We start from the raw sequence: 20253 nt of genomic DNA, 5'->3' as shown, positions 1-20253 counted from the left end.
CACTCTTCCTCTCGATTATATGGAATGATAAATAACAAGCGGCTCTACCCCGTAGTCGGAGATCCGACATCGGAGATGCCGGCAGCCCTGATCGGCCTGGCCGGCAAAATTCGATTAATGAAAGGCGTCTTGTCGACGGCAGCCAGCTTCGTCCTGCCCGGTCCCCAGCCAATCGTCGCGCGCCAGCTTCCCAGTATGCCGTCGGCGGCAAGCCCCTCTTCGTCCACGGGAACCGCCTCGTCCGCATACGGCGACACATACAGGGCGTCCACCGGACAGTAGGCTTCGCAGATAAAGCAGGTCTGGCAATCCTCCTGCCGCTTTATGACAGGCGCATGATCCGTCTTGTCGAATACGTTCGTCGGGCATACTTTAACGCAAATGTTGCAGCCGATGCATCGTTCGGCGCTTACTAACTCAATCATCCGATTCCCGCCTTTCTCTCCGACGGCTCGCTCGACGACGCCGGCCTTGCCGCCGTCAGGAATGATCGGTCTCTTTTTACTTCAATATGCTCCAGACCCGAGACTAGCAGCCTGTGATGTTGATGAGGGTCCAGCTCCGGATATTCCTTCAACAAATGAAGACCGCCTCCCCTCGTTTCCTTCCGCGCCAATCCCGCCGTATAAATCCATCTGGCCGTCGCCGCCATTGCCGCCGCTTCCCTCGCATGAACCCGCTCATGAACATCGCCGGGCGCCTGCCCGTTCACATGTTTCCATAAACCGTCCAGCTTCTGCAGCGCCGCGGTCAATCCCGTCTCGGTGCGGAAATAATTGATTTCCAGCGGCAGCACTTGATCCTGGATCGCCTTGACGAACTCCCTCGTTGCGACAGGCTCGGCTCCCGATGATGCTTTATTGGAGGAAGCGCCAAGCCCGTATCGCCCTGCGGCTCGCAATTCGCGGCCTGCAGCGGTCTCCCGATGAGATAAGGCATGCTTGGCCGCGCCCTCTCCAGCCCATGTGCCGGAGCAGATCGCCCAAGAAGCGTTAAAGGCTCCGCCCCCGGAGGCCGCGCCGGTTATTCGCTCTCTCGTGGCGGCATCGCCGGCTGCATACAAGCCCGCGACGGTCGTGCCGCAATCGTCGGTAACGATGCGGAGGCCTCCCGTCCCTCGAACCGTCCCTTCGTAACGAAGCGTGAGCGGGAACGGCTGAGTAAATGCATCGATTCCCGCTCTATCGTAAGGAAGGAAGAAGATAGCGTGCGACGAGCGTAAAATGGCTTGCTTCTCTGGCGTATCCGCCTTGTTCATGATGGCATATACCGGCCCCTGGAGGAGCCGCTTCGCCAGGAAATCCCCGTCCCGCTGCCCTTGCAGTTCATTGCCGTATTCATCGTAATAAGTCGCCCAGCTAAGCAGGCGCGAACGCGTATTGGAACTAAAGGCCGGCGCCGGCGCGTATCTTCGCGAGAATTCCATGCCGGACAACTCCGCTCCGACTTCCGCGCCCATCAAATATCCGTCGCCGGTCAGCACGTTGCAGCCCAATCCTTTGCTCAGGAAGGCACAACCTCCGGTGGCGATGACTACCGCGTTAGCCCTTACTTCCCAGTCTTTCCCATCCTGACGAAGCACGCCTCTCGCGCCGCCCACGCCATGATCGTCTACCAGCAGCTCAAGCGCCGGCGCATGATCCAATACTTTGACGCCGGCCTTCTTGACCGCCTTGCGCATAAGCGCCATATATTCCGGTCCCTGCAAGTGATTGCGCTGGGGAACGCCATCTTCATCCCTTACGAACGGATATCCCCACTTCTCGACCAGCTTCAGATTGATGTACACCTGATCCAGAACTCTATGAATCCAAGCAGCCTCGGACAAATATCCGCCGGACTTCATTCGTTGCTGCACAGCTTGCTCCCGCAGTTCTTCATCCGGAGGCAGATAAAGCAGATTGGTCCCGCCCGGGGCGGTCGCTCCGCTGGATCCGAGATAACCTTTGTCGACCAGCACCACCTTGGCGCCTTGCGATGCCGCGCTCCATGCCGCCCAAGCGCCAGCCGGTCCCCCTCCGATCACAAGCACATCCGTTGTCAGCTTCAAAGCCGTTTCCCCGCTCATTGCAACGCCTCCATGTTCGTGTTGTCGCAGCGTTCGTCGCTGCGTTATGGCCTTGTTTTATCCCAAGCTTCAATGATCCGATTGCTCTCCTCCTCCGCGCCCCGCAGAGCGGAATTGACATCCTTGCCGTTAAGCGCGATCTCCTCCGCAGCCTGGCTTAGCACCTCCCCGAGTTGATTATCCAAAGGATGCGGCGGATTGTTGGGTTTGGCCTCCAGTTTAAACACATTCTCGATCTTTTTGCCCTGCAAGACGGAGACATCCGCGCCAAATTCCTTCTCCAGCTCAGGATTGACGATAGAAGGCACGCGGCCATTGCGCGCGACCAGCCTTTGCGTCTCGTCCGACAAAATATTGGCGATAACAAGAAATGCATCGTCCAGATGCTTGCTCTGATTGGATAAAATGACGGAATGAATGCTTCCGCCGACCTTGTTGTCGCCAAAATGCGGGGCAGGCGCGATGTCCCAATCCAGATCGATCCCCTCCGCCTTAAGCTCCTCCAGCGGTCCGACCATGTTTGCTAGAAACGCGGGCCTGATCGCTAGCCGGCGGTCCTGCATGAAAGTAACGCGGTCATAGCCGATCTCGTTGTTCGATCCGATGAAGCCCGGAATTTCATACTGTTTCTTCAGCAGCTCGTAGATCCCGGTCCATTCCTCGCTCGCGAGCGTCGATTTTCCAGTAGCGGAATCAACATTGCCGATGTCCAGGCTTCTCACGATATTGCCGGGTCCGCCAAGATCAACGCCCACATACTGTACTCCGTTATCCTGAATCGTCAGCTTTCGTCCAAGCTCCAGCCATTGTTCCCAGGTTTGCGGTTCGTCGGAAGGGTACGGTACATTGAACTTATCGAATATCTCCTTGTTGTAGTACGTAATCAATAGATTGAAAGAGAGCGGGATGGCGATCAGCTTGCCCTCCTGCGTAAAGCTTCTGATCGATTCCAGAATGGCCGGCTTGATGCGGGTTGTGTCGACATTATGTTTCGCGATCAGCTCATCCAGATCCTGAATAATGCCGATATCAAGGAAACGGTAGTACGAGGGTCCGCTGCTTGTATAGATAATGTCCGGCACTTGTCCCGTGGACAACAAATCCTCCGGCGTCGTATCGGCGTCCGTCTTGATTCTCTCTAACGTAATATGCGGATATTTGACCTTGGTCGGCTCGACGATCAGTTTATTGAACTCCGTATCCGTAATCGTGTTCCCATAGTTCCAGAACGTAATCGTCACGGGCTCCTTGCGGGTCTGCTCCCCGACCTGCCCTTTCGCATCCCCGCCGTTCCCCGTCGTCTCCCCGGATGGAGGCGCCGACTCAGCCTCGTTTCGCGTATTGCTCGTATTGCCCGTTCCTCCGCAAGCCGCCAGCATCACCATCATGATCGCAAGCAGCAGCGCCAAACCTCTTCGTTTCTTCATCCTCCAGCCTCCTCATCCAGTCGTAGCCGCGCTTCCGCACAGCATATCAAATAAAAAAAGATGCACGCCGCACGGCTTCCCGTCCCTCTTCGAACCGAGGGGCAGAATGCTATGCAAGCATACATCTCCATTTGTATGGTCAATGCCATCCATATAACCTATAAAGCCAATTGAATTACTTTGAATTATGTAAAACCAATCTTAGCACCCTCTAAAGAAACTGTCAACAGGTGAAAATGCACGGATGAAAATGCCGATTCTCGAAGATTCGCCCCGCTATTCCCAATGATACATTCGCTCCTCCCGGGTCCTTTAGCTCTGCCATAGCTGTCCAAGCTTTTTGCAAAGTATTTTTGGGTTTGATAGAATTGGCGTAGATTCTATAATGAAAGCGAGTGATTATGATGACAGTCAGCTCCGTTAACTTAACAATCAATTCAGAGGTTCGGAAGGGATAACATCAGAATATTTTCTATGAAATCTTCCGAGTCCAAAAATGGAGGATATGAAAATATGTTTAGTTATTACAGTACACTTTGTACCGAAGTCTATGATTTCACAAAACCTGTGGGGTACTCTTTAGACGGGGATATTGAATATTACCAAGAACGATTAAAAACTTGTCAGGGACGCATTCTCGAAGCTGGAGTTGGCTCAGGGCGTTTTATAATACCGCTTCTTGAGGCTGGATATACAGTTGATGGAATCGATTATTCTCCTGAAATGTTGGATTCTTGTCGAAAACGTTGTGAAGAAAGAGGATTGACCCCTAATTTATATGAAGGTAAATTACAGGAATTTTCATTGCCTATTAATTACGAGGCCATTATTATTCCTACTGGTTCCTTTTGTTTGATCGAAAAGCGGGAAGACTCTCTAGAGGCATTAAAATCCTTTTATAAACATCTTGTTCCAGGGGGACGTTTAATCGTCGATCTTCAATTTCCTCATGCTTGGAAAACAGGAAGTATTTCTACCTCAACATTTTCTCTGCCTAATGGCGATGGTATTACGATGGAAAGCAAATCGATTGAAATGGATTGGTTAAATCAATTTACTGTATCCTATATTAAATATGAGAAATGGCGCCAAGGAAAGTTGATTCAAAGCGAGTTGCAACGTTTTGCATTGCGTTGGTATGGAATTGATGAATTTAAACTAATTTTAGAAAGTATCGGTTTCACCGATATTACATGTTCTGCTGATTACGTTTACCAACAGCAGCCATCTAGTGCGGGTCAAATCATTACTTTTGAAGCCGTGCGAAAGTATTAAAGCATATAGCAAATCCCCTAAACGACAAAAAAATCCCGCTGCGCGCGCCGCAGCGGGATTTCCATTTGCTGTTCCTTGCCGTTCTTGTATCGTTCTTATGCCGTTTTTTTGCCGCTACCGCCCGATACGCGTTCCAGCTCGGATACGAGCGAATCCAGCTTGGCGTATTCGTCGACCATCTCGTTAATCTTGGTATGCTGAGTTTCCATGCTCGCCTGCACCTCTTGAACGGACGCCATGTTCTGCTGCGTCGTGGCTGCGATGCTGTCGAGCTCCTCCGCCAGAGAACCGTAACGAAGATGCAGGCCGCTCGTGCTGTCGCCTACCTGAAGCGCCTGCTCCTTGGCTAACCTGGCGTTATCGTTAATGGTGACGAACGTATCAAGCGCGCCTCTCGCCGCCGCATCGCCCCGCACCACCGCTTCCTGCCCGCGTTCTACATGGCCATACACATCATTAATGCCTGTGCGTATCGTCGTCAAAATAGCGCCGATCTCCTCGGCGGAGCGGCGGGAATGATCCGCCAGCTTCCGCACCTCGCCGGATACGACCGCGAAGCCCCGGCCATGCTCGCCGGCGCGCGCCGCTTCGATCGCGGCGTTTAACGCCAGCAGGTTCGTCTGCTCCGATATGTCCCTGATCGTATCGACGATATCGGTCACTCGATCGTTCTGCTCCTGCAGCGTGCCCATCTTGTCGACCGTGCTCATAATCATGACGCGAAGCCCTTCCATCTCGGCGGACAGAGCTTCCAGCTGCGCCTTGTTGCGCTCCGCCAGCTCCGCATTGGAATCCGAGTAACCGCGAAGCAGATTCGCGCCGTCCAGCAATCGTTGGATGGCCTGCTCGATTTCTTGAGCGGATTCGTTGATGGACACAACGCTGCCCGTCTGCTTTTCGATCGCTGCCGCCATCTCGACGAAGGTGCCTGTTACTTCGCGGGAGATAACGCCTGTGGAGATCACATGCCCTTGCTGGCCGGCGCTGAACATTGTCAACATCTCAATGGAGCCGCGCAGCTGCGACAATACGCCTTCCGCCAGCTCCTTCGACGCCAAGGCTTCGCTTTGGCGGGCGCCGACTTCGCGCTGCAGCTTCTGGCTGTAATGCGCGGCTACGGACAAGCCGGCCGTGGCAAACGCCAGGTACAGGAACAACAGCACAAGCGAATCCGAAGGGAATAAACGCTCCTGGAAAAATGGATCTGCGAACAGATAGGACGAAAGCGCCGCGCCCAATACCCCGGTTACGATGATAGGGCGATAATCCGAATAAAGAGCGATGATCGCCATATTCACGTAGACGAGAAAGTAGGTGCTGACAATGGGGTTAGGATCCATCAGAATCAGCATCGCTACGATAATCGTCAAATTGCATGGCATGATGTACTTAACGAGGCCGCTGCCGACTTCCCGGTACGTCATGAACGTTACGACAGCGCCAAGCGCGGCGCCTACGCCCGCCAGAAGCAGGATCATGTCGGCGCCAAGACCAATCATGATATCCGTCAAAATGCCTAGCAGAAGCATGCCCCAGTATATTTTGACCAAAAGCCTATTGCGCTTGTCCAGTTCCGATAGCTGCTTCATGAGCCTGCTTTCACCTCTATTGTTGTATTTAAAGCTTCGGGATTAGACAGCCACTCGTAGCGTTGTTTGTTTAGATACATGGCCGACATGTCAAACAAGACGGGCACGACATAATCCCCTTTGTAGAACAGTCTTTCGCCAAGACGCTCGACCGGTACTTTGAACGAGATCTTGAGCGCGCGAAGAAATACAGGCTCCAGCAGGGAAACAAAGTAGTCCATGTCATGCTGTTCGGCGCTGTACACGGCGGAGGACAATATCCAGGGCAGCATATTGCCTTTGCCGCGGTAAGAGCCTAATATGGCAATCTTGTCGATCTCCGCGACACGTCCCTCCGAAGCGATCACTTTGGGATGATCCCGGAAAGGGGCGATTTCGTTAAGGGGACTGCTATCCCTGTCGTAGGGCTTAATCTCCGAGGTGCCAACGCAGTAGCCTTCTTCATTCATCACAACGAACCGATCCAGAACATGCTCCGCGAATTCAAGCTCATATCCCTTTTCCCGCCAAACCGTCGTCCAAATGCCGTTAAACATGGCCAATTCCAGCTCATTCTCCACACGTTTAATCATCGATACGATATGTTCTCCTTATCCAATTATATTGATCTCTATTTGGAATGATATGTATATCGTATCGGATGACTTAACAAAAATCATTAGTTCCAAAGCATGTTTTACAAAAATTTCAAAATATAAGTCATCGTCTTTATCCCCCGAAAAGCCGCATGAGCAAAATGCCTGCAAGCGACATAAAAATGCCTGCGAGCTCCGTTCTGCTGAACCTCTCCTTAACGACGAATCTAGTATAGAGCAGCACAAGCGGCACGTTTAGAGCGACGACCGCCGAAACGAGACCCGCTTTGCCAAGGTCGAACGCGGGCACGATCAGCAGCATGCCGGCCGTATTCGTCAGACCGACCGCAAGTCCGGTCACGAAAGTGCGTCGGATGCTCCATCCCGAAACAGCCCGGTTAGCGGTAGACGCCGCTGCTTGCTGCCCATCCGCTGCCTCGACGGAGGCAACCGCCGCCGGCGTTGGCATCGACGAAGACACCGTCGCTACAGAATCGGAAGCTCCGCTGGAAGACAGCGCCCCGCCGGCAGTCTCGGAGGCTGCAGCTTGAGCACGAGCGTGCATCATGGCCGCTTCCCGGCGGAGATCCGCCAGCCACCACAGGCCGAAGCAGAGCATCCCCGTCGCGAACATAAAGAACAACGTCGGCATGAGATCGGCTCCCAGCAGCGTCGACCATTTGCCCGAGAGATCGTTGCAAGCGAACAGCAGCATAGCCAGCAGTCCCCACTGGGCCCCCTGCAGATTGCGAAGCGACAGCTCATTGGAGTATCGGACAAGCAACACGCCTCCCACGATAACGGCAAAGGCCGCCAGCTGGGCTCCGTTAATTCGTTCATCCCATAGCAAGTAGGCGGCAAGGACGACGACGACCGATGGCAGCGCGGTCAAAATCGCGACGAGCGATGCCTTGCCGACGGCAAACCCTTTGAACATGCTGGCGTTCGCCCCGAAGGAGAACAATCCCATCTGAATGCCGACCAATGTGCTGACCGTCCAGTCCGCGGACGTCGCCAAGGCGCCTACAAGATTGATGATGGCCCCGATGGCGAATACGCCGCAGAGCATCAAATTCCGATTGACCGGCTTTTGGCTGGTCCAATGATAGAGCATGCCTCGCAATCCGAATGCAATGGCGGCAAGCAGAGATAATGTAAGCCACAACATGATGTAATAAAGCTCCTTCCTTGATTTCACTATAATTTTCGCTGCCGGGATTTCAGCAGCAGCGGTATGAGACGAGACTTCAACCCTCGTCCTGAGAAACGCTGGCATGCAGTTGCCGATACGCTTGGGGAGTCAACCCTTCTGCCGTCCGGAACTGTTTAATGAAATAACTGGCTTGGCCGTAACCGCAGCGCTCTCCCACTTGTCCGACCGGCAGCTCGGTCGTCGCGAGGAGCAGCTTTGCGCGGACTATACGGCTTTCCGCCAGGAACTCATTCGGCGTCCTTCCCGTCGCGAGTCGAAACAGCCTCAGGAAATGATAGCGGCTATAGCCTGCCAGAGCCGCCATCTCGCCAAGGCTCCAGCTCTCCTCGCAGCGGTCGCGAATCCCGTCGGCGGCCATTCGGATAACGTCGCGCTTTCGAAGCTGGGACGTAGCCTCCGGCCGCTCCGTCTGAACCGCAAGCAGCGACAGCGTCTCGTAGAGCAGCGCGGACAACGCCGGCTCGTCTGCGAGCGTTATTTTGCGGCCCAGCTCGTACATGCGCTCCGATAACTCGACAAACCGTTCCCGCGCCGAAAAGGAGAACAGCCACTTACCGTATTCATCCGCTTCCCTGAGCAACGGCAGCGGCAACCCGGCCGCGAAGTGGATCCACCGGATATCCCAGGGCTCCGATGGATGAGCGGCATATCGCTGATACGCCTCCTTGCCGTACAGGAAGCCATCCCCCGCCGCCAGCTCGATCCGTTCTCCCGTCTCCAGCACAATGGAGCCGCGCCCGCCCAGCACAAGATGCAGATTGTACTCCTTGAGCGCCCCGCGCTCTCTGTGCTCGGCGTGTTCCGGTATGCCGGCATATCTGCCGAACATATCCGGATAACAGGCATAATGCAGGTATGATGGTTTCGGCACAATATAATGCTGCCTCACCTTCTGCCCTCCCTCTCCGCGATGCTAGAAAAATGCGCAATTTTCTCATATGAAAAGCAATATGTTGTCATATACCGTTCATGATCATAACTTTAAAATTAACATGAGACGTAGAATACCGCAATATCCTCATATTTTTCTCTCAGGGAGGTTCTTATTAATGAGCAAGCTTACCCCACTGGACCAACTTAAGCTCGGCGTCTGCTACTATCCCGAACATTGGCCGGAGCAGCTCTGGGAAGACGATTACCGCAGGATGCGCGAGCTTGGCATATCCGTCGTACGCGTAGGCGAATTCGCCTGGTCGATCTTCGAGCCGGAGGAAGGCGTCTTCTCCTTCGATCTGTTCGACCGCGCGCTTGACCTAGCCCATAAGCACGGCTTGAAGATTATACTCGGAACGCCCACGGCGACGCCGCCTGCCTGGCTTACGCAGCGTTATCCGGAGGTGCTCAACGCAACCTTTGACGGCGTGACCATCCAGCACGGGCTGCGCCGCCACTATAACTATAGCAGCACGAAATACCGCGAGTTGTGCGCAATCATTACGCGCACGATGGCGGAGCATTACAAGGATCATCCCGCGGTCATCGGCTGGCAGATCGACAACGAGTTCAACTGCGAGACCAGCGAATTTTATGCCGATGCGGATCATGCCGCATTCCGTCAATGGCTAAAAGAGAAATACGGCACGCTCGACGCGCTTAACGCAGCCTGGGGCACCGTCTTCTGGAGCCAGACCTACTCCGACTGGGAGCAAGTCCATCTGCCCCGCCAGACAACGGGAGGCAAGCAGCCTAACCCGCATCTTGCGCTTGACGAGAAACGGTTTATATCCGATAACACGATTTCCTTCGCGGCCGTGCAAGGCCATATTCTGCGCGAAGTTGCGCCGAATCACTGGATTACGACCAACGGACTGTTCGGCCATCTCGACAACCATCGCATGACCGACGAGCTGCTGGACTTCTTCAGCTACGATTCCTATCCGCAGTTCTCGACCATCTATTACGACGAAAAGGAGGAGAACCGGCTTGCCGACCGGGGCTGGAGCCAGTCGCTTGGCGCAGTCCGCTCCATCTCGCGAAACTTCTGCATCATGGAACAGCAGGCTGGTCCGGGAGGCTGGGTGAACAAGATGGACATGCCGTCGCCCAAGCCTGGCCAGATGCGGCTATGGACATACCAATCGATCGCACACGGAGCGAACTTGGTCGTCTATTTCCGCTGGAGGACCGCAACGTTCGGCCAGGAGATCTACTGGCACGGCCTTAACGATTACCATAACCGGGAAAATCGCCGCATTCGCGAAGCGCGGCAGATCGGCGGCGAGCTGACCGCCATCGGCGACCGTGTTGCCGGCACGACCTATGCGGCAGAAGTCGCGATCGTGCGCGATTACGACAACGAATGGGACGGCGAATACGATGTCTGGCACGGACCGTTCCGCTGGAAAAGCAACACGGAATGGTTCAAGGCGATGACGCGCCGCCATATTCCCTGCGATATTCTGTTCATGCGGGCGACGACTTCAATCGAAGACCTGCGCCAATACCGCATGCTCGTCTACGCGCATCCTGCCATCATGACCGACGAAACGGCCGCGCTGTTGGAGCAGTACGTTAGCGAGGGCGGCATTGTCGTCTTCGGCTGCCGGACGGGCTACAAGGATATGCGCGGTCACTGCTATATGCGTCCGTTCCCTGGCGCCGCGGCCAATCTGTGCGGCATCTCCGTCGAGGAATTTACGATGGTAAAGGGATCGCGCGCTCCGATGTCTATGGCTTGGAGCAAAGCCGGAGAGTCCGGAGAACCGGTCATCACAGCAGCAAACGCGTTCAACGACGTTTTGCTGTCAGAGTCGGTGAACGTGCAGGTGATGGCAACGTACACGAGCGAGCATTACGCCGGCAAGCCTGCCGTGACTCGCCATACGTTCGGCAGCGGCGAAGCCTGGTATTACGGCGCCGTATTCGATGAAGCCGCGGCCGCTCTCGTCCTGGAAGCCGCAGGCATCTCATCGCCCGTTAGCGAATGGCTGGAGCTTCCGCCGCAGGTGGAGCTTGCCATTAGGCAAGACGAGAGAGGCCCTCTTTGCTTCCTGCTCAACTACGGAGAGGAGCCTGCCGCCATCGCGGTTAAAGGACTCAAACGCGACCTCATTAGCGGCTCCGAACTGCATGGCGATGCCGTGATCGAGCCGTTTGGCGTCATGATCCTGGAGTAGCGGCAGGCACACCGCACGCCTTCTTCACATAGACAAGGGACTGTCCTGACTGGACGGTCCCACTCCCACTTTCCCGACTATATGCATCGGATTATATTCAAACATACATTGACGCGGCAGCCGACTGCCCTTAAAATGTAACATGGCGTAGAAGTTTTAGCCCCACAATCATTCGAAAGAAGGTTCCGCATTCATGCTTCGCTTCAAAACATATGCGATCTGCGTATATCTCGTCTTGATCTATTGGATTTCACTCCATATTCCACATATGAATGCCTTGTTCTTCCCGACGCTGGGCGCGTTCAGTCTTTTGTTCATCTCTCGACCATTCGGCAAAGCCGAGGTTGGACGAATCGCCTTGGGTGCTGTCTCCGCTTCGCTCGTCGGTTCCCTGCTGGCCTATTGGAGTGCCGGAGCGCTCTCCCTGCTGGCTACGCTGTTGATCGTCATCGCGCTTATCAACATCTTTAAATGGAACGCCCCGCCCATACTTGCCGTGGCGCTTATTCCTTACTTCACCCAACCGCCGGTCTTTTGGGCCATCCCCTTGTCCGTGTGCGGAGCGCTCGCAGGCTTGCTGCTGACTTTATCCGTCGCCGACTATTGCGAACAGCTTATCGCGGAGTCCCGCTGGCTGGGCGCCAAGCCGTCCAAAACCGAGTCCGACACGGCGGCCTAAGATTGGTAGTAACTCTCGATCAGCTTGTCCATGACGACGTTCGCGCGGATGCCGCTCGTCCCGTCGCTAGGGCTGGCCGGGCCTCCTCGCAGCTCATCAACGATCATTCCAATAAGACCCTGCTGTATATGCGGCGGTTTCTCGAAGGTGAACTGCTCGGTGCCTGCAGCCGTCTCCAGCGTAATGATCTCGTTGCCGAAGGTGTCGAACAAAATGCTCCCCTTCTCGCCGACGATCTCGTTTACGTCGACATGTTTGTACGCGCTGAAGCACCAGACTCCGACGCCGCGCACGCCCGACTGAAATTCGAAGCTGCCCGTCACGATATCCTCCGCCTCGTACAACCCCGCTTGATTACCCGCTCCCCCTGCCGCCTCGGCGATAGGACCAAGCAAATAATCCATTATATCCAGCGTATGGCTGGCCAAATCGACGAACAAACCGCCTCCGGATTCCTCGGGGTTAAGCCGCCAAGGCAGCTGCTCTCCCTCATTTACCCTGGCAGGCTGATATTGCTTCATGGAGACGAAGCAGACGCGGCCGATGGCTCCTCCATCCAGCAGTTCCTTGATTTTGCGGAAATAATCGAGCCCTCTGCGATAATAAGCCACAAATAGCGGTACGCCCGCTTCGCGGCATGCCGCGATCATCGCCTCGCATTCCGCCGAGCTGCGCGCCATCGGCTTTTCTACATAGACAGGCTTGCCTGCCGCCGCGCATTGCAGCACGTATTCCATATGAGAAGAAGGAGGCGTCGCTACGTAAACCGCGTCCACCTCGGGATCGTGAATCAGATCATCCGCATTGTCGTACCACTTGGGCACGCCATGCCTTGCCGCATAGTCCGCCGCGAGCTCGCCGTTGCGCCGCATGACCGCCACTAGCTCGGAGCCCTCCGTCTTCTGGAAGGCCGGACCGCTCTTAACCTCCGTCACATTGCCGCACCCGATGATCCCCCATCTTACTTTATCCAGCATTGCCGCACACTGCCCCTCTCGATTACAACGTTAGAATTTTTCTAATAGAATACTCATTCGCTGTCTCTTCCCTTTTCCCTTCTTATCGGTCTCCAGACGGAGGAGAAAAGGTTCCTTGGACGGTTTAGCAGCCTCCCTGTTCCTTATACAATCAGAATAGATGTGGGTTCAGGCGACGCCTGACACAATACCTGAAGGAGTGATATTGCGATGCCCGTATTGGAAGTTTCGCATTTAAAGAAGTCGTTCGGCGCCGTACATGCCGTCGAAGACATCAGCTTTACAGTGGAAGCCGGCGAAATATTTACGATCATCGGCCCTAACGGCGCCGGCAAAACGACAACTTTGGAGATGATCGAAGGTCTACTCCCTCCGGATGAAGGCGACATCGCGTTCGGCGCGAAGAAGTGGTCGCGCAACGAAGAAGCGATCAAAAATGACATAGGCGTGCAGCCGCAGTCCAGCGCTCTGTTCGATCTGCTCACCGTGGAGGAAAATCTGAAGCTGTTCGCCACCTTTTACGACAAATCCCGGCCGGTCGCGGACATTTTGGAGATGATCAACCTGACGGAACATAAAAACAGACATGTAAAGAAGCTTTCCGGCGGACAAAAACAGCGGCTGGCGATCGGTCTCGCGATGGTCAATGATCCCGACATTATTTTCCTGGACGAACCGACAACGGGTCTCGACCCGCAGGCCAGACGCAATATTTGGGATATTATTCTGAGACTGAAGCAATTAGGCAAAACAACGATTTTGACGACGCACTACATGGAGGAAGCGGAGAAGCTCAGCGACCGGGTGTGCATCGTGGATCAAGGCAAGGTGGTGACGCTCGACACGCCGAGCGCCCTGATCGACCGACTGACGAAGGAACGCGAAGTGCGTCTGTCCTTCCTGGACGGCGAACAAGCCGCCATCGAGACGGAAGCGATCGCTCAGCGGCACCCTGCCGTAGTTCGTACGGTGCGGGAAGGAGCCGCGCTTCAGATATGGACGACGCAGCCGGAGGATACGCTGTATGAGCTGTTCGGCTATACGAAGGACCGTGGTTATCGCGTCGAACAGATTTCGATCCGAGAGCTGAGCCTCGAGGATGTATTCATCGCCTTCACGGGCAAGGAATGGAGGGACTAAGCATGGCGGCCAAGCAATTCGGTGCAATGTTCGGAGCGCATCTCAAGATGATGTTCCGCGAGAAGCAGGTATGGTTTTGGAGCGTGTTTTTCCCCGTTATTTTAATGGTATTGTTCATGATTATTTTCGGCGGAGGGGGCGGCAGCTCGGAGTTCAAGGCGAAGATCGCCGTCGTCGACGCGTCGCCTAACGTTTCCTCCGGCATGCTTCTGGAGCAGATCAAGTCGATTCCGATTTTCGAGCTAACGGAAGGGGAGCCTGTAACGCTGGAAGCGGGCCAGACGCTGGTCGAGGAGAAGGAGATCGACGCGTTGATCGTCTTGCCGGAGGTGGAAGGGACCTCCGAGGTTGGACTCATCGTCAACCGCGAGAACGAAGGCGGCGCCACCACGCAAGCCATCTCGAGCATCATGAGCAACTTCGTCCAGCAAGCTAATTTAGCAATTGCGGGCGTCCCTCCGACTTATACGCTGGAGCTGGAATCCATCACGACCGCATCCGAAGATACGAGCTACTCCGACTTCCTGCTGACCGGCATGATCGGGTTGTCCATTGCGCAAGGCGGCTTGTTCGGCATGGGCGATCTCGTCGATATGCGCAAGCGCGGCCTGCTCAAGCGGCTTCGCATGACTCCCGCTCGCATGGGGTTGTTCGGACTATCCAGCATGCTGGTTCGGCTTATGCTCGGCATCATACAAATTACGATTCTCGCGCTTGTCGGCGTCTACGGCTTCGGCGCCACGCTGCATATTAACTTGCTGAGCCTGTCCGTGGCGTTTTTCGCCGGCGCTCTCGTCTTCAACGCAATGGGCTACTTGTTCTCCTCCTTCAGCAAAACGATGGAAGCGTACATGGGCATGGCCAACATTACCAGCATGCTGATGATGTTCCTGAGCGGCATCTTCTTCCCGGTCGCCAACTTGCCGGAATGGCTGCAGGTTGTGCCGAAGGTGCTGCCGCTGTCCTACTTCGTCGAAGGCATGCGGGACGGCCTGATTTATGCGGAAGGCATCGCCTCGTCCAGCTTCTGGATAGGCATGGCGATTATGGCGGCTTGGGGCATTGTCTGCTTCCTGATCGCCGCGCGGCTGTACAAATCGCAATCGATCGCGGCAACCAGGTAAACGAAAAGGGCAGTCCCAAGTCTTGGATGACTTTAGGGATTGCCCTTTCTTGCTATGACTTCGATTTCATCTTTTTAATTCTTTCAATGATTTCCGATATGGCGCTCATGCTGACCGGCTTGCTGATATAAGCATCCATACCTTCGGAAAGATATTTTTCGCTGTCACCTTTGATTGCGTGGGCCGTAACCGCCACAATATAAGGACTTTTCTTGCCGTGTGTCATTTCATTGATTATCTTAGTGGCCGCCAATCCATCCATCGAGGGCATTTGAATATCCATAAAAATGATATCGTAAGGAACATGTTTAACAGCTTCCACCGTTTCTTTTCCGTTTTGTACGATGGTTGTTTTGTGCCCGAGTTTCTCTATCATCTTTTTTAACACAAGTTGATTCACTTCATTGTCTTCTGCGATTAGAATTTTCAAGGATGGTTCGGCTGCATGATCGACAACGTCAACTTGTTGGAGCCACCTATCATTTTGTGACGCGTCGGAAATATTGAATTGAGCCCGAAAGTTGGCTGTAAACAAAAAGGTTGATCCTGGTTGATCTTTGGAAGCTTCATGCCAGATTTGACCGTCCATGAGCTCAACAAGCTTTTTGCAGATCGCTAATCCTAAACCCGTTCCCACCGTTTTCCTGGTCATAAAATGATCCGCTTGATAAAAGGGTTCAAATAAATGAGCGACCTGTTCCTTCGAAACGCCAATGCCCGTATCCCGGATTGCAAATTGAAGGCGGACCGTCCCCCGCTCCTGCGACACGGCATCAACGACGATCGAAATCGATCCTTCAGGCGTGAATTTTATGGCATTGCTAAGTAAATTAATAAGAACTTGTCTTAACTTCGTACTATCTCCATAAACCAGGTTAGGAACCTTAGGGCAGACGGATGTCGTAATCTCCAGGTTTTTTTCCAGAGCCTTGGACATGACGATATAAAGCGTTTCCGATAAAATCGTTCTCACATTCAAAGGTTCTTCGATTAATTCGGTCTTGCCGGATTCAATTTTGGAGAAATCCAAAATATCGTTGATAATCGCAAGCAGCGTATCGCCGCTTTTTTTAATAATGTGTACATATTCAAGCTGCTCTTCATCCAGCTGCGTCTCCAAGAGCACATCTGTCATACCGATTACTCCGTTCATAGGAGTACGGATTTCATGACTCATCATGGCAAGAAATTCGCTTTTAGCTTTATTCGTCTTTTCAGCGGCTTCCTTCTCGATGATCAGCTTCTTTTGTTCCGTCATGTCTTTCGCTATGAGGTAAAAGCCCATGGTATGAGTCTGGATAATGATTGGAGCGAGCGTTACCAACACTTCAACGGAACGACCATCCTTGTGATCGATGAAAGTGATGTCTTTTTCAACTTTTTCGATTTCTTCATGATCGTTTAAAGCCAGAAGCAAACTGGATAATTTTTTTTCGCCAATTAATATGGACATTTTTTTGCCGATCAACTCTTCAATGAGATATCCGGTCATCTGCTGCACCATATTATTGCCATTCATAATGATGCCGTCTAATCCAAAAGAAATAATCGCATCGTGATTGTATTTTTTTAACGACGTGTATCGTTCGATGCTTTCCTGCAGCTTTAGTTCCGCCAGCTTGTTTTTGGTTACATCGATAAATTGGGTAATGTAATACAAAGGTTTCCCGTCATGATCACGGACTAATGAAACATGTACGGAGGTCCAAACGATGTTGCCATTTTTATTAAAGTAACGATTTTCCAATTCAAACGACGGAATGACGCCTTCCAATAATTCGATTAATAAATCACTGCTGTTGCCGCTATCATCAGGATGTCGGATATCATCTATGGTAAAGGACTTAAATTCTTCTTCTTCGTAGCCGAAAATTCTGCAAACCGCAAGATTAACATTCATCCATTTTCGATCCAGAGAGATTAAAGCGATCCCAATGGGTGCATTTGTATAAATATGTTCGAATAAAGCCTGGGGATTAAATAACTTTATATCCTGCATCCACTCATCCCTCCATTAGAAATAACGCGTTAGCAGCCACTTGCTTTCACCTTGGCAGCTACTCCTATATTAACATAGTTTAAGCTGCCAATTTAATTAAGCTGGCACAAACACTCGATTCTTCAACATTGATATAAGTTGAAAAAACGCATGAAGTCCACGCCCCTACTCGAGCAATGGTCTTCATGCGTCCAGGACCGGGGCCGTAAGAGGCCGGCAAACCGCTGATTATTCGTGCCGCAGATGCTGCAGCGTCAAGACGAACAACTGCTCGACATGATCGTCGTCGAGCGAATAAAACACCGTCTTGCCTACTTTGCGTCGCTTGACGATGCGCATATTGCGCAGCAGCCGCAGCTGGTGCGAGACGGCGGATTGCCCCATCTCCAGCACTTGCGTCAGATCGTGTACGCACAGCTCGGATTGCAGCAGCGCATGAATAATTTTTACGCGCGTCGGATCGCCGAGCGCCTTAAACAAGTCTGCCAGTTCCGACGCCGACGTATCGTCGACCAGCTTCGCCTTAACTCCGGTAATATCCGCTTCCGTGCCGGCGCATGTATCGTCGCATGCAGCCGTTGCCGTTACATTGTCCATTTGGGCATCCCACCATATCGTTCTTCGATTATGCCCCATTATACCATGAGTGCGGCCAATGTCACACGTCGCGGCTACCCGTACGCCGGCAACAGAATCACCGACTCGCCTGCGCTTAGCGTCAGCCTGAGTTCGCGGGATGCCCTTGCCGCGACTGCAAGTTCAGGTTCAAATCCATCCTCTGTTCTTGCCGCAAGTCCCGCACCTTCATAACGGATGACATAGCTGCCGCCTTTCTCCGAACGCAGCACCGCTCTTGCAAGCGCCCCGCCGCTCCATTCCAAATCGACGACGCAACCGCCTCTACCCCGCAGTCCCGATATTCTCCCATCCGGCCAAGCCTGCGGCAGCGCCGGGAGCAGCAGGATTTCTCCGCGATGCGACTGAAGCAGCATCTCTGCCAGGGCGGCCGTGCCGCCGAAGTTCGCGTCGATCTGGAATGGCGGATGATCGCCGAACAGATTAGGGTGCACCGACTTCGAGAGCAAGGCGGACAGATGCTGGAGCGCAGCCTCTCCATCGCCGAGCCTTGCCCAGAATTCGACGATCCAGGCACGACTCCAGCCCGTATGTCCTCCGCCATTAGCCAGTCTGCGTTCCAATGTTGTACGAGCGGCCGCCGCCATTTCCGGTTCGCCGCGCGGCGTAATTTGTTCGCCCGGGTGCAGCGCGAATAGATGCGAGATATGACGATGGCCCGGCTCCACTTCCTCATAGTCCTCCGACCATTCCATCAAGCCGCCGGCGCGGCCAATCGCCGGCTTCGGGAGCCTGACGATCGCGTCGGCAACCTCCGACCGGAAGTCGCGCTCCCGCGTGTCGCCGCTGAAATTCAGCACATCGATCGCTTCCAGGCATGCAGTAAACAACGCGTGCGCGATCTGGGAGTCCATCGACGGACCGACGCATAATCTTCCCGTCTGACCGTTCGGCAGACGGTACGTATTTTCCGGAGACAAGGATGGGGCCGTCACGAGTCTGCCGCTGTCGTCTTCCACGAGAAAATCCAGCAGGAACAGCGCCGCTTCCTTAAGCGTCGGATAGGCCCGCTCTCGCAAGAACGTCTCGTCCATGTTATAGCGGTAATGCTCCCACAGATGCAGCGCGAGCCAAGCCCCGCCCATCGGCCAAATGACAGCGGGCATATATAGGCCGATGACATTCGTTTCCGCCCACAAGTCGGTAGCATGGTGTGCCGTGAAACCTCTTGCGCCATAGACCTCCTTGGCCGTGACACTTCCTCTCTCCCTCAGACGATCCAGCAAGTCGAATACCGGCTCGTGGCATTCCGCCAGATTGCAGCTCTCGGCCGGCCAATAATTCATCTGAAGATTGATGTTCAGATGATAGTCGCTTTCCCATGGAGGCGTATGACTGTCATTCCAGACTCCTTGCAGATTGGCGGGCAGCGAGCCCCGTCTTGAGCTGGCGATAAGCAAATAGCGGCCGTATTGAAAGAAAAGCGCGAGCAAGCCGGGATCGGCGCCTCCTTCCCGGAACCTTGCAAGCCGCTCGTTCGTCGGCAGCCTCTCCGCCTCCTCTTCTGCGCCCAGCTCCAGCGATACCCGCCCGAACAGCTCGCTGTAATCCCGGATATGATCGCGGCGTATGTCCTTATAACCTTTGCTTGCTGCCGCGTCCAGCACATTGATGCAAGTGCCGACGGGATCCTTGCAGCGAAACGTTGTAGCAGCCGCAATATACAGCGTCGCCGCATCCGCGCCTTTAACGGAGAGGAAATCGCCAATGACGCAAGCCTCTCCTCCTTCGACAACGACTCGTGCCGCCATGCAATACCGGACGCCGTCCGGACCGCATTGCCCGGTCATATAGACCGTTGGCACCTGCTCCAATCTCCCGGCTTCGCCTTCGAACGGCCTGCGGATGAGATTGGCGTCGAACGTTAATGCGCCCGGCGTCCCGGCTGTCAGGCGAATGGCAATAACGCCATCTACATGACTGGCCAGCACTTCCCTTCGGTAATCGCGGCCATCAAGCTCGTAACCGACGGTAACGATTCCTTGATCCAGGTCAAGCTCTCTTGCGTACTCGCTTGTCTCGCTAATCGTCGAATGGAAGCTAAGCTTAAGATCTCCCAATGTCTGATAAGGAGCGATATGCTTCGGCGTTGACGTTAGCGACAGCCTCGCCTTCCGCTCCGCCTCATCCAGCTTTCCTTCGAACAGCAGCCCCCGAATCTCGGCGAGCGCCTTCCCGGCTTCCGGATTAGCCCGCTCCATAGGGCCGCCGTACCATAACGAATCCTCGTTAAGCTGAATGCGCTCCTCGAGAACGCCGCCGAATACCATCGCCCCAAGCTTGCCTGATCCGATCGGAAGCGCCTCTACCCATTCGCGGGCTGGCTTGGTATACCATAATCGATTACGTGTCGTCGACAAGTCCAACATCTCCTCGTTTTGTGATTTCTCTCATTATATAAACTTTGCGAATGGACAAGGAGTGTTTTACAGGAC

At 54.0% G+C, this 20253-nt stretch carries 16 protein-coding genes; 5 read left to right on the top strand and 11 right to left on the bottom strand.

Features of this window, described 5'->3' with window-relative positions; translation table 11 throughout:
• Positions 1–44: 44 nt before the first annotated feature.
• From B1748_RS01335 to B1748_RS01325, 3 genes are read right to left on the bottom strand one after another with little or no spacing between them, the layout of a single operon-like run.
• Entirely contained in the window at positions 45–425 is a 381-nt protein-coding gene (locus tag B1748_RS01335) for a 4Fe-4S dicluster domain-containing protein (protein ID WP_087566057.1), read from the bottom strand.
• Entirely contained in the window at positions 422–2068 is a 1647-nt protein-coding gene (locus B1748_RS01330) for an FAD-dependent oxidoreductase (protein WP_087566056.1), read from the bottom strand. The genes B1748_RS01335 and B1748_RS01330 overlap by 4 nt, the downstream gene beginning before the upstream one ends.
• A 44-nt stretch (positions 2069–2112) precedes the next feature.
• Positions 2113–3495 (bottom strand): ABC transporter substrate-binding protein, encoded by a 1383-nt coding sequence (locus B1748_RS01325; RefSeq protein ID WP_087566055.1) that lies wholly within the window; start codon positions 3493–3495, stop codon positions 2113–2115.
• Between the two features lie 513 nt (positions 3496–4008).
• Between B1748_RS01325 and B1748_RS01320 the strand changes: the two genes are divergently transcribed.
• Positions 4009–4770 carry a class I SAM-dependent methyltransferase gene (locus B1748_RS01320; RefSeq protein ID WP_087566054.1) on the top strand — a complete coding sequence of 254 codons (762 nt, stop codon included), beginning with the start codon at positions 4009–4011 and terminating at the stop codon, positions 4768–4770.
• Positions 4771–4865: 95 nt separating this feature from the next.
• Here the strand turns inward: B1748_RS01320 and B1748_RS01315 are convergent, their stop codons facing one another.
• The 4 genes from B1748_RS01315 to B1748_RS01300 all read right to left on the bottom strand — a co-directional run bounded on the left by B1748_RS01315 (position 4866) and on the right by B1748_RS01300 (position 9036).
• Entirely contained in the window at positions 4866–6359 is a 1494-nt protein-coding gene (locus B1748_RS01315) for a methyl-accepting chemotaxis protein (RefSeq protein WP_087566053.1), read from the bottom strand.
• Positions 6356–6931, bottom strand: coding sequence for a hypothetical protein (locus tag B1748_RS01310; protein WP_087566052.1), 576 nt, complete (start codon positions 6929–6931; stop codon positions 6356–6358). The genes B1748_RS01315 and B1748_RS01310 overlap by 4 nt, the downstream gene beginning before the upstream one ends.
• Before the next feature lie 136 nt (positions 6932–7067).
• Complete coding sequence (locus tag B1748_RS01305) at positions 7068–8102, bottom strand: EamA family transporter (RefSeq protein WP_087566051.1); 1035 nt, start codon at positions 8100–8102, stop codon at positions 7068–7070.
• Between the two features lie 79 nt (positions 8103–8181).
• Positions 8182–9036, bottom strand: a complete 855-nt coding sequence (locus B1748_RS01300; RefSeq protein WP_087566050.1) for an AraC family transcriptional regulator — start codon at positions 9034–9036, stop codon at positions 8182–8184.
• Between the two features lie 160 nt (positions 9037–9196).
• On the opposite strand from B1748_RS01300, the gene B1748_RS01295 reads away from it, so the two are divergent.
• The gene (locus B1748_RS01295; RefSeq protein WP_087566049.1) at positions 9197–11263 is read left to right on the top strand and encodes a beta-galactosidase; all 2067 of its coding nucleotides are present in this window, start codon (positions 9197–9199) and stop codon (positions 11261–11263) included.
• A gap of 193 nt (positions 11264–11456) precedes the next feature.
• Positions 11457–11942, top strand: coding sequence for a hypothetical protein (locus tag B1748_RS01290; protein ID WP_087566048.1), 486 nt, complete (start codon positions 11457–11459; stop codon positions 11940–11942).
• On the opposite strand, the gene B1748_RS01285 is transcribed toward B1748_RS01290, so the two are convergent.
• Complete coding sequence (locus tag B1748_RS01285) at positions 11939–12919, bottom strand: Gfo/Idh/MocA family protein (protein WP_087566047.1); 981 nt, start codon at positions 12917–12919, stop codon at positions 11939–11941. The genes B1748_RS01290 and B1748_RS01285 overlap by 4 nt on opposite strands.
• A 210-nt stretch (positions 12920–13129) precedes the next feature.
• Between B1748_RS01285 and B1748_RS01280 the strand changes: the two genes are divergently transcribed.
• Together B1748_RS01280 and B1748_RS01275 are read left to right on the top strand one after the other, a co-directional pair.
• The gene (locus B1748_RS01280; protein WP_087566046.1) at positions 13130–14059 is read left to right on the top strand and encodes an ABC transporter ATP-binding protein; all 930 of its coding nucleotides are present in this window, start codon (positions 13130–13132) and stop codon (positions 14057–14059) included.
• A 2-nt stretch (positions 14060–14061) separates the two neighbouring features.
• Positions 14062–15183, top strand: a complete 1122-nt coding sequence (locus B1748_RS01275) for an ABC transporter permease (RefSeq protein ID WP_246608754.1) — start codon at positions 14062–14064, stop codon at positions 15181–15183.
• A 52-nt stretch (positions 15184–15235) separates the two neighbouring features.
• Here B1748_RS01275 and B1748_RS01270 read toward each other — a convergent pair whose 3' ends face one another.
• From B1748_RS01270 to B1748_RS01260, 3 genes are all read right to left on the bottom strand, one after another.
• On the bottom strand, positions 15236–17182 hold the full coding sequence (locus B1748_RS01270) for a PAS domain S-box protein (RefSeq protein ID WP_087566045.1): 1947 nt from the start codon (positions 17180–17182) through the stop codon (positions 15236–15238).
• A gap of 228 nt (positions 17183–17410) precedes the next feature.
• Entirely contained in the window at positions 17411–17779 is a 369-nt protein-coding gene (locus B1748_RS01265; protein ID WP_087566044.1) for an ArsR/SmtB family transcription factor, read from the bottom strand.
• A gap of 74 nt (positions 17780–17853) precedes the next feature.
• The gene (locus B1748_RS01260; protein WP_087566043.1) at positions 17854–20187 is read right to left on the bottom strand and encodes a glycoside hydrolase family 95 protein; all 2334 of its coding nucleotides are present in this window, start codon (positions 20185–20187) and stop codon (positions 17854–17856) included.
• Between the last annotated feature and the right edge of the window lie 66 nt (positions 20188–20253).

The organism is Paenibacillus sp. MY03, assembly GCF_002165585.1.
GTDB lineage: Bacteria > Bacillota > Bacilli > Paenibacillales > Paenibacillaceae > Pristimantibacillus > Pristimantibacillus agaridevorans.
The sequence above is the reverse complement of the archived record's forward strand: the minus strand, read 5'-3'. Positions and strand labels throughout refer to the sequence as shown.

Excerpts from the sequence above, each read along its gene's own strand:
- B1748_RS01310 (WP_087566052.1), bottom strand. The coding sequence starts at position 6,931 with ATGATTAAACGTGTGGAGAATGAGCTGGAATTGGCCATGTTTAACGGC.
- B1748_RS01305 (WP_087566051.1), bottom strand. The coding sequence starts at position 8,102 with ATGTTGTGGCTTACATTATCTCTGCTTGCCGCCATTGCATTCGGATTG.
- B1748_RS01315 (WP_087566053.1), bottom strand. The coding sequence starts at position 6,359 with ATGAAGCAGCTATCGGAACTGGACAAGCGCAATAGGCTTTTGGTCAAA.
- B1748_RS01295 (WP_087566049.1), top strand. The coding sequence starts at position 9,197 with ATGAGCAAGCTTACCCCACTGGACCAACTTAAGCTCGGCGTCTGCTAC.
- B1748_RS01280 (WP_087566046.1), top strand. The coding sequence starts at position 13,130 with ATGCCCGTATTGGAAGTTTCGCATTTAAAGAAGTCGTTCGGCGCCGTA.
- B1748_RS01265 (WP_087566044.1), bottom strand. The coding sequence starts at position 17,779 with ATGGACAATGTAACGGCAACGGCTGCATGCGACGATACATGCGCCGGC.
- B1748_RS01325 (WP_087566055.1), bottom strand. The coding sequence starts at position 3,495 with ATGAAGAAACGAAGAGGTTTGGCGCTGCTGCTTGCGATCATGATGGTG.
- B1748_RS01330 (WP_087566056.1), bottom strand. The coding sequence starts at position 2,068 with ATGAGCGGGGAAACGGCTTTGAAGCTGACAACGGATGTGCTTGTGATC.
- B1748_RS01335 (WP_087566057.1), bottom strand. The coding sequence starts at position 425 with ATGATTGAGTTAGTAAGCGCCGAACGATGCATCGGCTGCAACATTTGC.
- B1748_RS01260 (WP_087566043.1), bottom strand. The coding sequence starts at position 20,187 with ATGTTGGACTTGTCGACGACACGTAATCGATTATGGTATACCAAGCCA.
- B1748_RS01275 (WP_246608754.1), top strand. The coding sequence starts at position 14,062 with ATGGCGGCCAAGCAATTCGGTGCAATGTTCGGAGCGCATCTCAAGATG.
- B1748_RS01285 (WP_087566047.1), bottom strand. The coding sequence starts at position 12,919 with ATGCTGGATAAAGTAAGATGGGGGATCATCGGGTGCGGCAATGTGACG.
- B1748_RS01290 (WP_087566048.1), top strand. The coding sequence starts at position 11,457 with ATGCTTCGCTTCAAAACATATGCGATCTGCGTATATCTCGTCTTGATC.
- B1748_RS01270 (WP_087566045.1), bottom strand. The coding sequence starts at position 17,182 with ATGCAGGATATAAAGTTATTTAATCCCCAGGCTTTATTCGAACATATT.
- B1748_RS01320 (WP_087566054.1), top strand. The coding sequence starts at position 4,009 with ATGTTTAGTTATTACAGTACACTTTGTACCGAAGTCTATGATTTCACA.